Genomic DNA, 12,938 nt, shown 5'->3' on the forward strand with positions numbered 1-12,938 from the left:
GAAGCTCAAATCCGGTGCATCCGCCCACAACACCTGCACCATTATGGAACAGCACTCCATAATGGTACATCTCTCCCGGATGCTTGCGCGCATACCTTTCCACTAGTATCTCGGAGGACCATAATATGAAGAAGTCGCTTATCGCACTGGGATTAATGAGTGCAGCGGCGAGCCCCGTGTCGGCGCAAAATGCCATGACGTTGTATGGCATTATCGACGCAGGCATCACCTTTACCAACAATGCAGGCGGGCACCAGTTCTGGCAGGTACAGAGCGGCGTGGCCCAGGGGAGTCGCTGGGGGATAAAGGGCGCGGAAGATCTCGGCCAGGGCGTCAGGGCGATCTTTCAACTCGAAAGCGGCTTCAATGTCGATACCGGCAAGCTTGGACAAGGTGGCCTGATCTTCGGCCGGCAGGCGTATGTCGGGCTATCCGACAGCAAATACGGTACCGTCACTGTCGGCCGCCAGTACGATCCCGTTGCCGACCTGGTGCAGCCGGCTGTGATGAACGGCTCGAGCGGCGCCTTCTTCTCCCATGCGGGTGACATCGACAACAGCAACAACGGTTTCCGCGTCAGTAACGCCGTCAAGTACGTCACCGCGCCGCTGGGCGGGCTTACCTTCGAGGCACTCTACGCATTCGGCGAGCAGGCGGGCAACTATCGCGGCAACAGCACGGTCGGCGCGGGCGCCAGCTATGGCAGCGGCCCCGTCTATCTTGGCGCCGCATACTTCTACGCACGCAACCCGGCGACCCAGTTTCCCGATGGCAACTGGGCCCCCAACACGACGAATCCTGGCGTATCGGGTCGTGGGCCGTTCGGCTATGTCGGCAATCCCTCGAACATGGAAACGTACGCGGCCGGCGGCACCTATTCGTTCGGCCAGGCCGGCCTTATCGGCATGGACTTCTCGCATGTCAGCTTTGACGATGCCAACGGCGTCACCGGCAATACCGTGAAGTTCGACAACTACGAAATCTGGGGTCGATACTATTTCACGCCAGTCCTGCAGACGACGCTCGGATACACCTTTACACGGGCCAAGGTCGACGCCACGGGCGGGAGCCCTAAGTACCATCAGCTCAACGCACTGCTGGACTACTACTTCTCGAAGCGCACCGACGTCTATCTGATGGGCATCTATCAGCAATCCGCAGGTGGTGCCCGGGCCGATGTCTATGACGGCGCAACGGGAAGCCAGTCGTCCACGACGCGACAGGTGGTGGCGCGTGTGGGGGTTCGCCACAAGTTCTAAGCGTGCCGAACCTAAAAAAACGCCGCGATCCCTTCGGACCGCGGCGTGTCAATGTGCCGATCGGGCGGCACCCACTATGCCGCCCGTGCGCCTGTATCAGGCGCCGATCGGCTTGCCTTCGTTGTGCCGGATGACGACCGTGGACGAGCGTGCCGGGAGGCTGGCGCTCGGCCATTTGTCGTTCGGATGCTGGATGTTCACGAAGAACGTCGTCAGATCCGGCGTGTACGCGAGACCGGTGATTTCACAGCCGTGCGGGCCGACCAGGAAGCGCTTCACCTCGCGCGTGGCCTGATCCACGTAGTGCATCGAATTGGCGCCGAAGATGTTGGTCACGCTGGTCCCCGTGCCTGCATCGGTCTGCACCCACAGGCGGCCCTTCGGGTCCACGCGGATGCCGTCCGGGCTCGAGAACGTGTCGCCCACCATGTTGCCCTTCAGGTTCGCCGCCGCGATGGACGGGTCGCCGGCCAGCAGCAGGATTTCCCACGTGAACTTGACCGCCAGCGGCGAATCGCCGGTTTCCTTCCAGCGGACGATGTGGCCGTGCGAGTTGGTCACGCGCGGGTTGGCCGCGTCGGTCACCTGACGGCCGCCGTTGTTGGTCAGCGTGCAGTAGATCGTCCGGTCCAGGCCCACCGTGATCCACTCCGGGCGGTCCATCAGCGTGCCGCCGGCCACGCGCGCGGCGGCCTTGGTGTTGATCAGCACGTCGGCCTGGGTGTTGAAGTCGATTGCCACCGGCGCCGGCGGCACGACCGACTGCGTGAAATTGCCGGGGTCCGAGGCACCCGCCACGAGGCCATTCTTGCCCTGGGACAGTTCGATCCAGTCGCCCGACCCGTCGGCATTGAACTTGGCCACGTACAGCGTGCCGTTGTCGAGCAGGCTGGCGTTGTTCAGGCGATTGGTCGCGTCGAAAGCGGCGCTCGGGATGAACTTGTAGATGCAGCCCGGCGTGCCATCGTCGCCCATGTAGAACGCCACGCGATTGCTCGAATCGGTCATGAACGCGGTGTTCTCATGGTCGAAGCGGCCCATGGCGGTGCGCTTGACCGGCATGCCCGAGATCTGCTGCAGCGGATCGATCTCCACCACCCAGCCGTAGCCTTCCTCGGCTTGCGTCGGGTCCAGGTAGTTATCGGTGGTTTCTTCGCAGGTCAGGTAGGTGCCCCACGGCGTGTGGCCGCTGGAGCAGTTGTTCAGCGTACCGACCACGGTACCGCCCACCACGCTGGCGGCCGGGCCGGAGACGCGATACAGCGAGTTGCCGGTGTAGCGCTTGTTGTACGTCGAGTTCTTCTTGACCTGCCAGGCATTGGCGACGAATTCGACCTCGATCACGGACACGCCAACGGACGACAGCGCCAGGCGCTTCTGCTCGGGCGTGGCGGTGCCGGCGTTGTACGAGCCCGGGAACAGGATGGCGCTATCCATGGCTTCGTGATTCATCACGAGCAGGCCGCCCTTCTGCGGGTCCGTGCCCGGGATCTCGAAGTAGTGCATACCGTCGTGGTTGCCGCCGGCCTGGCGCTCGGTTTCGGCCGACGACTGGAACGCGCCCGTGTAGCCCAGCGAGCCCGCTTCCACCGGGTCGCCCGCCGAGAACAGCACGGTATATGAATAGTTGGTCGGCAGCGTCACGGTGTCGGCGGTCACCTTGTCGGCCACCGGCGTGAAGTTGATGCTGTAGTCCAGCGGCTGCACCGGGGTCGGCGTTGGGGCCGCGCCGGGTCCAGGAGCCGGCGCCGGCGCGGGAGCCGGAGCGGGATCATCATCGCCACCACAGGCCGCCAGCAGGCTGCCGCTGCCGAATGCCGACAGCAGCGACAGGCCCAGCCCGCCACGCAGCACCTTGCGGCGCTCGGGGTTGGCGGCAACGATTTCCTCCAGCGTCTGGCCAGGCACGGTGACCGAGCCCTGGGCTTCGCGGCGCGGGGCGCGGAACTTATCGGTGATGTACGACATGAGTAGAGACCTCCAGTTGTCAGGGAGACCGCCGGGCTTCTGTTGTCCCGGCGGCGACTTGCCGGGGCAGATACTAGCGATCACAAATGACGGTTTCGTTACATCATGTCTGCACATCAATGCATACCCGGCACTCCAGATTGAGAGACATTTGGGGCGACCATGATCGCCCACCTTTTTTGCACTTTTGCGACGCCCAGGGTGCGCATTCAAGTGATGGTTATTGCGCTTTCAACACCTTGTCACACTCCGTTCATAGCATGGCGTCCGGCCTGAACGATTAGAGGTCGTTCCCACTCGGCGACATGGCGAGCCTTGCCATCGGGTTGCCGACCACACAAAAAAGGACGAGAAAATGCTGGACAAACTCAACGCATCGCGCCGCAAGGCCCTGAAACTCCTCGCCGGCGCGCCGATGCTGCCGCTGGGCATGGGTTCCATTTCCCTGCTGGCCGGTTGCGGCGGCGACAGCGACGCTGCCACGCCGGGTACGCCGAACACGCCCGCCACGCCGGGCGCCACCCCCGCGACGTTCGCCTCCGCCGAATTCACGGGCATGGCCGCGCCGACGCTGGCCGATCCGGCCGCGATGTCCACCACCACGGTGGGCTCGTCGCTCAAGGTGACCATGAGCGACGGCACCAGCCAGACCTACAAGCTGGCCTACCAGCCGTTCTTCATCACCGGCGACCAGGTGCCTGACGGCAACGGCGGCAAGATCCTGGCCGGCGGCTACGTCAACATCAATAACCAACCGATCACGGACGTCTCGGTGGCCGGCAAGGAACGCCAGTTCTTCTCCGACTCGCCGGACGGCACGTCGCTGCTGAAGATCGATGGCGCCAAGGTGGCCGGCGTGACCGGCAACACCGTGTTCGCCGTGGTCCAGTTCGAATACAACACGGCCGACCAGGCCGGCGTGAGCACCTACGGCTGCCTGCCGTCGCCGATCGCCATCCTCACGCTCGACCAGAACCCGACCACCGGCAAGCTGTCGCTGGTCAAGTACCACAACGTCGACACCTCCAGCGCCAACGGCCTGTGGATTACCTGCGGCGCGAGCCTGTCGCCGTGGAACACCCACCTTTCCAGCGAAGAGTACGAGCCGGACCCGTGGACCACGGACGCCGCCCTGATCGCGCAGTACGCCAAGTACTCCACCAACCTGTACGGCAACGCGAGCATTCCGCTGAACCCGTACCTGTACGGCCACCTGCCGGAAGTCACGGTGAACGCGGACGGCACGGGCTCGATCAGGAAGCACTACTGCCTGGGCCGCATCTCGCACGAACTCGTGCAGGTGATGCCGGACAACCGCACCGTGCTGATGGGCGATGACGCCACCAACAGCGCCATGTTCATGTTCATCGCCGACAAGGAGAAGGACCTGTCCGCCGGTACGCTGTACGTGGCGAAGGTGGGTTCGGGCTTCTCGGTCGATCCGGCCGCCGCTGGCGCCGCGCTGACCTGGATCAAGCTCGGCCACGCCACCAGCGCCGAAGTGGAAGCCATGGCCAAGTCGCACCGTCCGCAGGACATCATGGACGTGAAGTGGGCGGATCCGGTGGACGCCAGCTACACCAAGATCTTCGCGAACGGCATTGCCCAGTGGGTCAAGGTCGTGCCGGGCAAGGAGCACGTCGCCGCGTTCCTGGAAACCCACCGCTACGCCTACCTGGCCGGCGGCAGCATGGGCTTCACCAAGATGGAAGGCACCACGGTCAACATCAAGGACAAGATCGCCTATTCCGCCCTGCAGAACGTTCAGGACTCGATGGTGCTGAACAACGCCAAGGGCTGGAACGCCGCCAGCAACATCAGCGTGCCGGCCGCGCTGAAGGCCGGCGTGGTGATGCAGCACAACCTGACCGGTGGCCAGACCGACACCAGCGGCGCTGCCATCAGCAGCGAATGGGTGCCGGTGCACACCAAGGCGCTGATCGCCGGCAAGGACATCGCCGCTGACGCGCTGGGCAACACGGCGGATCCGGAAACGATCGGCAACCCGGACAACCTGAAGTTCTCGGAAAAGCTGCGCACGCTGTTCATCGGCGAAGACAGCGGCCAGCACGCCAACAACTTCCTGTGGGCGTACAACATCGATACGAAGAAGCTGAGCCGCCTGATGTCGGTGCCGTCTGGCGGCGAGTCGACGGGCCTGCACGCCGTGGACGAACTCAACGGCTGGACCTACATCATGAGCAACTTCCAGCACGCGGGTGAATTCATCAGCACCATGCCCGCCGGCGTGAAGACCACGCTCGATCCGCTCGTGCGTGCCAACTACAAGGACAAGTTCGGCTCCGCCGTCGGTTACCTGACCGCGGATGCCACCAGCGTCAAGCTGGGTTGATGTCCTGATGTACCCGGGCCATCCGCACTGCCGGGTGGCCCGGTCATGTGGCAAAAATCCCACGCCCCCAGGGCACCATCCAGTCCAATTCCCGATCAACGCCAGCAATTCACGCGCAACGGGAATATGTCATCTTTAGCCTATTGAAGTCCTGAATAAGGGCGGATAAGGTTCGGCGAATAATATTTTCCACGGTGATATATGTTATTCGCGACATATATTGCACGCCCCAATCTGGAAATCCAAATGAGTCATTTCGAAACGGGACGCAGCACGCCTTCCTTCGCCCTCGATGCCGGCCCCCCCAGGTCCGTTGCGCACGCACGTCCGGTGTGTGCGGCCCCCGTTTCCACCGTGTAGTAATTGTCGGACCGCCCCGGGGCCACAAACCCTCTCAAAGCCCGGGGGCACCGACATTTCTGGGGGTAATTCGTCCAGGGCGTGACGGGGTCAACCGCGCTGCCGCCAGAGCAGCCGGGCGCGCCAGGCCAGTGGGGACGAACTACCCGGTATTCCCATGTCCCGGAGAATGTTCAACATGAGCAGCGTGATCAACGATGGTGGCAGCCCGTCCTACGGGCGAGCGCCGTTCTTTTCCAAGGAAGCGACCTACGCCAAACCGGGATTTTCCCGTTGGATGGTCCCGCCCGCCGCGCTGGCGGTGCACCTCTGCATTGGCCAGGCCTATGCTTTCTCGGTATTCAATGCCCCCCTTTCCAAGGTCATCGGTATTACCGAATCCGCGGCTGACGACTGGAAACTGACCACGCTGGGTTGGATTTTCTCGCTGGCCATTTTCTTCCTCGGCATTTCCGCCGCCTTCGCCGGCAAATGGCTGGAACGCGTGGGCCCGCGCAAGACCATGTTCACGGCGGCCTGCTGCTTCGGCGGCGGTTTCCTGATTTCGGCCCTCGGGGTCTATACGCACCAGATCGTGCTGCTCTACCTCGGCTACGGCGTGCTCGGGGGGATCGGCCTCGGCCTCGGCTATGTCTCGCCGGTCTCCACGCTGATCCGCTGGTTCCCGGACCGCCGCGGCATGGCCACCGGCATGGCCATCATGGGCTTCGGCGGCGGCGCGATGATCGCCGCGCCGCTGTCCGTGGCGCTGATGAACACCTTCAAGAGCGCCACCTCGGTCGGCGTGACCCAGACCTTCCTGGTCATGGGCGTGGGCTACTTCATCTCGATGACCATCGGCTCGCTGGCCATCCGCGTCCCGCCGCCCGGCTGGAAGCCCGCTGGCTGGACCCCGCCGGTCACCACCAACAAGATGATCACGCGTAACCACGTGCACATCGACCAGGCGCTGAAAACACCCCAGTTCTACCTGCTGTGGGTGGTGCTGTTCCTGAACGTGACCGCCGGCATCGGCGTGCTCGGCCAGGCTTCGCTGATGATCCAGGAAAGCTTCAAGGGCTCGGTCACCCCGGCTGCCGCCGCGGGCTTCGTGGGCCTGCTGTCGCTGTTCAACATGGGCGGCCGCTTCTTCTGGGCCTCGTCGTCGGACTGGATCGGCCGCAAGAACACCTATTTCGTGTTCTTCGCGCTGGGTGCCGTGCTGTACTGGCTGGTGCCGCAACTGGGTGGCGCCGGCAGCATCGCGCTGTTCGTGCTGGCCTACTGCGTCATCATGTCGATGTACGGCGGCGGCTTCGCCACCATCCCGGCCTACCTGGCGGACATGTTCGGCACGGCCTACGTGGGCGGCATCCATGGCCGTCTGCTGACGGCCTGGGCCGCCGCCGGCATCGCCGGTCCGGTGCTGGTGAACTACATCCGCGAATACCAGGTGGCGCACGGCGTGACCGGTGGCGCGGCGTACACCATGACGCTGCACATCATGGCCGCCCTGCTGGTTATCGGCTTCCTGGCCAACCTGCTGGTCTCGCGCGTCAGCGAGAAGCACCACATGAGCGACGCCGACGTGGCCGGCATGGCCGGTGTGGCGGGCGGCGCGCACTAAGTATCTAGAACGGAGTCATCCATGGAAAACCAATCTCTCAACGCGCAACCGACCAATACGGGTCTGCTGGCGGTGTTCTGGCTCTATGTGCTGGTGCCGCTGGTCTGGGGGGTGTCCAACACCATCACCCAGGCGCTGAAGCTGTTCCACTAATACCGGACAGCCAGTGACTCAGTGACGGAAGGGCCGCGGCAACGCGGCCCTTTTCATTTCCTCCTACACTTGTCGGGTTGCCCCGCGCGGGGCCCGTTCCTTCCTTTCCACCCAGTTGAATGGAGTCGCCATGAAGATCGATCTATCGGGCAAGACCGCCCTCGTCACGGGTTCCACGGCCGGCATCGGCTTTGCCACGGCCAAGGGGCTCGCCGAGGCCGGCGCGCGCGTCATCGTCAACGGCCGCAGCAGCGCCAGCGTGGAACAGGCGCTGGCCAAGCTGAAAGCCGCCGTGCCAGACGCCCAGGCGGTAGGCTTTGCCGGCGATCTGGTCGATGCGGCGGTGTGCGACAAGCTCGTCGGCACCCATCCCGACCTCGACATCCTCGTGAACAACCTCGGCATCTTCCAGCCGCAGGACTTCTTCGACATCCCCGACAGCGAATGGACGCGCTTCTTCGACGTCAACGTGCTGACCGGCGTGCGGCTCTCGCGCGCCTACGCCCAAGGCATGGCCACCCGGAAATGGGGCCGGATCGTGTTCATCGCGTCGGAGTCCGGGATCAATATCCCGGTGGAAATGATCCACTATGGGGTCACCAAGACCGCCCAGCTGGCCATCTCGCGTGGGCTGGCCAAGCGGCTGGCGGGCACCGGCGTGACGGTCAACGCGGTGCTGCCGGGGCCGACGCTGTCCGAAGGGGTGGAGGCGATGCTCAAGGACGAGATTGCCAAGACCGGCAAGAGCGCCGAGGAAGTGGCGGCCGACTTCGTGAAGGCGCACCGCAGCTCGTCGCTGATCCAGCGCGCGGCCACGGTGGAGGAAGTGGCCAATATCATCGTCTACGCGTGCTCGAAGCAGGCATCGGCCACGACCGGCGCGGCGCTGCGGGTGGATGGCGGCGTGGTCGATACGATCATCTGAGGCCGCCCGCCCCCAGCAATTCCACCGCACGCGCCAGCACCGGCGACGGGTTCCCCGGATGCCAGATCGCCGAGTACTGCGCGTGCGCCGGCGCCCCGGTGAGCGGCTTGAGCACCACACCGGGCACCGCCGCCGTGCCGAGCGTGCGCGGCACCAGCGCCACGCCCCGGCCCAGCGCCACCAGGCTGATGACGGACAGCAGGTGCTTGGCGTAGTGGCGGAAGTTCGGGCTGAAGCCGCCGGCCAGGCAGGTGGCCGCCGTCAGGTCGAAGTAGCCCGGCGCGCTCTCCCGGGGAATCACGATGAACGGCTCGTCGGCCAGCGCCGCCACGTCGATCTTCGCCCGACCGGCCAGCCGGTGCGTGGCGGGCAGCGCCGCCGCCAGCGGCACACTGGCCACGAGGTGCGCCGCCATCTCGCCCACCCCCATCGGCACCTGCGCGAAGCCCAGGTCGATGCGGTCCTTGCGCAGCGCCTCCACCTGCTCTGACGAGCCCATCTCCTCCCACACCGTTTCCACGCCCGCCAGTTCGCGATGCAGCCGGGCGAACAGCGCCTCGATGCCGATGTAGACCACTGCCGCCACGAAGCCGATGCGCAGCGTGCCGGTCTCGCCCTGCTGTGCGCGCCGCACCACCTGCAAGGCCACCTCGGCCTGATTCAGGATGCGCCGCGCCTCCTGCACCAGCGCCGCGCCGGCCGGCGTCAGCCGCACACTGCGCTTGTTGCGGTCGAACAGCATCACGCCGAGCTGTTCCTCGAGCTGCTGGATGTGCTTGGTCAGCGGCGGCTGCGAGATGCGCAGCCGCTCCGCCGCGCGGCCGAAATGCAGTTCCTCCGCCAGCGCCATGAACATGCGCAGGTCCCGAATCTCCATCGTCGCTTTCATGCTTCCCGCCCCCTTGCGTGCGCCACCGGACAGCGGCGCCAGTCATTCTATTTTGGAATCAGTCTGTTCCCAAAAATATATTGGACGCATCCAAACGCCATTTGCACAATGGCCGGATTCCAAGACAACCCTACAATTCCGGAGACAGGCGCAATGCCCCGCATCCCCACCCTGGCGCTGGACGCCATGACCCCTGCCCAGCGCGCCGTGCACGACACCATTGCCGGCGGCCCGCGCGGTGGCGTCCGCGGACCGCTGGCGGTCTGGCTGCAACGCCCCCAGCTCGCCGCCACCGCCCAGGCGCTGGGCCAGTACTGCCGCTACGACTCCTCCCTGCCGCCGCGCCTGTCCGAGCTGGCCATCCTCTGCATGGCCCGCGCCTGGCGCGCCGAGTACGAGTGGTACGCCCACAAGCCGTTGGCGCTGAAGGCCGGCGTGCAGCCTGAGGTGGTCGAAGCCATCCGCACCGGCCGCACCCCGGCTTTCGCCAACGAGGACGAGGCCGTGGTCCATGCCGTGATGCAGAGCCTCGACGAGACGCGCCGCATTCCCGACACGCTCTACAAGCACGCCATCGACGTGCTCGGCCAGGACGGCGTGGTGGACCTCGTCGGCCTCGCCGGCTACTACACGCTGATCTCGATGACCATCAACGCGTTCGAGGTGGTGCCGCCCGAAGGCACGCCCAGCGAACTCGATCCGCTCTGAACAGGAATCCCGAAACATGTCATCCACATCGTCCAAGAGACTCGAAGGCAAAGTCGTCATCGTGACCGGCGCGGGCTGCGTCGGCCCGGGCTGGGGCAACGGCCGCGCCGTTGCCGTGCGGTTTGCCGAGGAAGGCGCGCGCATCTTCGCCGTCGACAAGAGCGCCGACGCCATGGCCGAAACCCTGGAGCGCGTGCGCGCCATCGACGGCGACGTGGAAGCCCATTGCTGCGACGTGACCGACGCCGCCGCGGTCAACGCCATGGTCGAGGCCTGTATCGCCCGCTTCGGCCGGGTGGACGTGCTGGTCAACAACGTGGGCGGCTCGGCCAAGGGCGGCCCCGTGGAACTGAGCGAGGAGACCTGGGACGCCCAGCTCGACTTCAACCTGAAGAGCGTGTTCCTGACCTGCAAGGCCGTGCTGCCGCACATGGAGGCACAGGGCGGCGGCGCCATCGTCAACACCGCGTCCACCTCCGGCATCCGCTGGACTGGCGCCGCGCAGGTGGGCTACGCCTCGGCCAAGGCCGCCGTGATCCAGTTCTCGCGCGTGGTGGCCGTGCAGTACGCCCCGAAACGCGTACGCGTGAACACCGTGATTCCCGGCCAGATGCATACGCCGATGGTCGAAGCCCGCCTGGCCGGCCAGCGCGCCGGCGGCAACGTGGACGCGCTGCTGGCCCAACGCCAGGCCCGCATCCCGCTCGGTTTCATGGGCGACGGGCGCGACACCGCCAACGCAGCCCTGTTCCTCGCCTCGGACGAAGCACGCTTCGTCACCGGCACCGAGATCGTCGTCGATGGCGGGATGAGCGTGCGCTGCGACTGAGCAGCATATAAAAACAGATAGAGGAGACACCCGCTCATGGCATCGACACCGCGCGCCGCCGCTTCCCGGCGACGCATCCTGCTGGCCACGTTCCTGGCGGCCAGCCTCGGCCTTCCCTCTTTCACGCAGGCCGTCCAGGCCGACACCTACCCCGACAAGCCGATCCGCATGGTCGTGGCGTTCTCGCCGGGCGGCCCCACCGACATCATCGCCCGCGTGATCGCGCGCAAGCTTGGGGAACGGCTGGGCCAGCAGGTCGTGGTCGAGAACCGGCCCGGCGCGGGCGGCAATATCGCGGCGGAGCAGGTCGCCAAGTCCGCCGCGGACGGCTACACGCTGCTCTACAACAGCTCGTCGATCGCCATCTCGCCGGCGCTGTTCCAGAAGCCCGCGCTGAATCCGACCGAGATCTTCACGCCGGTGGCGTACGTGGCCACGGTGCCGCTGGTGGTGATCGTCAACGCCGCCTCGCCGATCCGCACGCCCAAGGACTTCCTCGCGCAACTGAAGGCGCGGCCCGGGCAGATGAGCTTCGGCTCGTCCGGCAACGGCACCATCGACCACCTGACCAGCGTGCTGTTTGCCGCGCGCACGGGCACGCAGTTCAACCATATCCCCTACAAGGGCAACGCCGCCGCGCTGCCAGACCTGCTTTCCGGCCGGCTGGACTTCATGATGTCCGGCAGCCTCAACGCCGCGCTGCCGTTCATCCAGGACGGCAGGCTGCGCGCGATTGCGGCCACCACGGCGCGGCGCGTCTCCGTGCTGCCCGATGTGCCCACGCTGGCCGAAACCATCGCGCCCGGGTTCGACTCCGGCACGTGGCAGGGCATCGTGGCGCCGCGCGGCCTGCCCACTACCGTCGTCACACGGATTCACCGCGAGGTGGCCGCCGTATTGAAGGACCCCGACACGCTCGCCGCACTGCACGCGCAGGGCGCCGAAGCCACCGGTGGCACGCCAGAGCAGTACGGCGCGCTGATCCGCAACGAATATGCGCGCTGGACCCGCGTGGTCAAGGAAACCGGCGCGCGCTCCGACTGACACCAATATGCCGACTTCTGCCGCCAGCACCTCGGGCATCTGGGACTGCCACTTCCATATCTTTGGCCCCTACGACGCCCATCCGCTGCCCCCCAACCCCATCTACACGCCGCCGCCCGCGCCGTTTGCCGAGATCCGGGCGATCCACGCCGCGCTGGGCATCGCCCATGGCGTGATCGTGCAGGGCGCCTGCTATGGCAACGATCACAGCGCGCTGCTTGCCGCGCTGGATACGGCCGATGGCACCTATCGCGGCATCGCGACCATCGATCCCGATATCGACGAAGCCCAGCTAGCCGACATGACGGCGCGCGGCGTGCGGGGTATCCGCCTCGGCCTGATGTCCCACCTCGGCGGCGCGCCGGACATGGGCCAGATGCGCGCCGTGCTGGAGCGGATTCGCCCGTACGGCTGGCACGCGCTGCTACACGGCCAGATCGACGATGTACTGGGCGCGCTCGCGGTGCTGGCCCCGCTGGGCGTACCGCTCGTGATCGACCACATGGCACGCGTGCAGGCGCGCGACGGCGTGGCCTATGCCGGCTTCGCGCGGCTCCAGGAGACCCTCGCCCTGCCCCACCTGTGGATCAAGCTCTCCGGGCCTGACCGCATCACCGATGGCATCGCGCCCTATCTCGATGCCGTGCGCGTGGCGCGCGCCCTGCTGGACACCGCGCCGGACCGCGCGATCTGGGGCACCGACTGGCCGCATCCGAACATCCGCTATCCCCGGCCCGACGAGGCGCAACTGCTGGACTGGATTCGCGCGCTGTGCGGCGACGCCGCCACCGCCGACGCCGTGCTGCGCCACAACCCCGCCCGGCTCTATGCCTGAAACAGGAAC

At 65.9% G+C, this 12,938-nt stretch carries 11 protein-coding genes; 9 read left to right on the forward strand and 2 right to left on the reverse strand.

Features of this window, described 5'->3' with window-relative positions; genetic code table 11:
- Positions 1-125 precede the first annotated feature (125 nt).
- Positions 126-1,259 (forward strand): porin, encoded by a 1,134-nt coding sequence (locus tag AC1DP9_RS09795; protein ID WP_477107214.1) that lies wholly within the window; start codon positions 126-128, stop codon positions 1,257-1,259.
- A 96-nt stretch (positions 1,260-1,355) separates the two neighbouring features.
- Here AC1DP9_RS09795 and AC1DP9_RS09800 read toward each other — a convergent pair whose 3' ends face one another.
- Positions 1,356-3,227, reverse strand: a complete 1,872-nt coding sequence (locus AC1DP9_RS09800) for a PhoX family protein (protein WP_477107215.1) — start codon at positions 3,225-3,227, stop codon at positions 1,356-1,358.
- A 355-nt stretch (positions 3,228-3,582) separates the two neighbouring features.
- On the opposite strand from AC1DP9_RS09800, the gene AC1DP9_RS09805 reads away from it, so the two are divergent.
- From AC1DP9_RS09805 to AC1DP9_RS09820, 4 genes are all read left to right on the forward strand, one after another.
- Entirely contained in the window at positions 3,583-5,580 is a 1,998-nt protein-coding gene (locus tag AC1DP9_RS09805; protein WP_477107216.1) for a PhoX family protein, read from the forward strand.
- Between the two features lie 538 nt (positions 5,581-6,118).
- Positions 6,119-7,546: an L-lactate MFS transporter gene (locus tag AC1DP9_RS09810; RefSeq protein ID WP_477107217.1), complete on the forward strand. Its 1,428-nt coding sequence runs from the start codon at positions 6,119-6,121 to the stop codon at positions 7,544-7,546.
- A gap of 21 nt (positions 7,547-7,567) precedes the next feature.
- Positions 7,568-7,699: an MFS transporter small subunit gene (locus AC1DP9_RS09815; protein ID WP_092294702.1), complete on the forward strand. Its 132-nt coding sequence runs from the start codon at positions 7,568-7,570 to the stop codon at positions 7,697-7,699.
- Positions 7,700-7,829: 130 nt separating this feature from the next.
- Positions 7,830-8,624, forward strand: a complete 795-nt coding sequence (locus AC1DP9_RS09820) for an SDR family NAD(P)-dependent oxidoreductase (protein WP_092294700.1) — start codon at positions 7,830-7,832, stop codon at positions 8,622-8,624.
- Here AC1DP9_RS09820 and AC1DP9_RS09825 read toward each other — a convergent pair.
- Positions 8,617-9,513 carry a LysR family transcriptional regulator gene (locus AC1DP9_RS09825; RefSeq protein ID WP_177219917.1) on the reverse strand — a complete coding sequence of 299 codons (897 nt, stop codon included), beginning with the start codon at positions 9,511-9,513 and terminating at the stop codon, positions 8,617-8,619. The genes AC1DP9_RS09820 and AC1DP9_RS09825 overlap by 8 nt on opposite strands.
- Before the next feature lie 153 nt (positions 9,514-9,666).
- Between AC1DP9_RS09825 and AC1DP9_RS09830 the strand changes: the two genes are divergently transcribed.
- The 4 genes from AC1DP9_RS09830 to AC1DP9_RS09845 are packed head-to-tail and all read left to right on the forward strand — an operon-like array spanning position 9,667 to position 12,929.
- Positions 9,667-10,221, forward strand: a complete 555-nt coding sequence (locus AC1DP9_RS09830; RefSeq protein WP_477107218.1) for a carboxymuconolactone decarboxylase family protein — start codon at positions 9,667-9,669, stop codon at positions 10,219-10,221.
- Between the two features lie 16 nt (positions 10,222-10,237).
- Positions 10,238-11,050, forward strand: a complete 813-nt coding sequence (locus AC1DP9_RS09835; RefSeq protein ID WP_477107219.1) for an SDR family NAD(P)-dependent oxidoreductase — start codon at positions 10,238-10,240, stop codon at positions 11,048-11,050.
- 36 nt (positions 11,051-11,086) lie between these two features.
- Positions 11,087-12,094, forward strand: coding sequence for a Bug family tripartite tricarboxylate transporter substrate binding protein (locus AC1DP9_RS09840; RefSeq protein ID WP_477107220.1), 1,008 nt, complete (start codon positions 11,087-11,089; stop codon positions 12,092-12,094).
- Between the two features lie 7 nt (positions 12,095-12,101).
- On the forward strand, positions 12,102-12,929 hold the full coding sequence (locus tag AC1DP9_RS09845) for an amidohydrolase family protein (RefSeq protein WP_477107221.1): 828 nt from the start codon (positions 12,102-12,104) through the stop codon (positions 12,927-12,929).
- The last annotated feature ends 9 nt before the right edge of the window (positions 12,930-12,938 follow it).

The organism is Cupriavidus sp. 01L43 (assembly GCF_056399925.1).

Excerpts from the sequence above, each read along its gene's own strand:
- AC1DP9_RS09835 (WP_477107219.1), top strand. The coding sequence starts at position 10,238 with ATGTCATCCACATCGTCCAAGAGACTCGAAGGCAAAGTCGTCATCGTG.
- AC1DP9_RS09810 (WP_477107217.1), top strand. The coding sequence starts at position 6,119 with ATGAGCAGCGTGATCAACGATGGTGGCAGCCCGTCCTACGGGCGAGCG.
- AC1DP9_RS09805 (WP_477107216.1), top strand. The coding sequence starts at position 3,583 with ATGCTGGACAAACTCAACGCATCGCGCCGCAAGGCCCTGAAACTCCTC.
- AC1DP9_RS09830 (WP_477107218.1), top strand. The coding sequence starts at position 9,667 with ATGCCCCGCATCCCCACCCTGGCGCTGGACGCCATGACCCCTGCCCAG.
- AC1DP9_RS09815 (WP_092294702.1), top strand. The coding sequence starts at position 7,568 with ATGGAAAACCAATCTCTCAACGCGCAACCGACCAATACGGGTCTGCTG.
- AC1DP9_RS09825 (WP_177219917.1), bottom strand. The coding sequence starts at position 9,513 with ATGAAAGCGACGATGGAGATTCGGGACCTGCGCATGTTCATGGCGCTG.
- AC1DP9_RS09820 (WP_092294700.1), top strand. The coding sequence starts at position 7,830 with ATGAAGATCGATCTATCGGGCAAGACCGCCCTCGTCACGGGTTCCACG.
- AC1DP9_RS09840 (WP_477107220.1), top strand. The coding sequence starts at position 11,087 with ATGGCATCGACACCGCGCGCCGCCGCTTCCCGGCGACGCATCCTGCTG.
- AC1DP9_RS09800 (WP_477107215.1), bottom strand. The coding sequence starts at position 3,227 with ATGTCGTACATCACCGATAAGTTCCGCGCCCCGCGCCGCGAAGCCCAG.
- AC1DP9_RS09845 (WP_477107221.1), top strand. The coding sequence starts at position 12,102 with ATGCCGACTTCTGCCGCCAGCACCTCGGGCATCTGGGACTGCCACTTC.
- AC1DP9_RS09795 (WP_477107214.1), top strand. The coding sequence starts at position 126 with ATGAAGAAGTCGCTTATCGCACTGGGATTAATGAGTGCAGCGGCGAGC.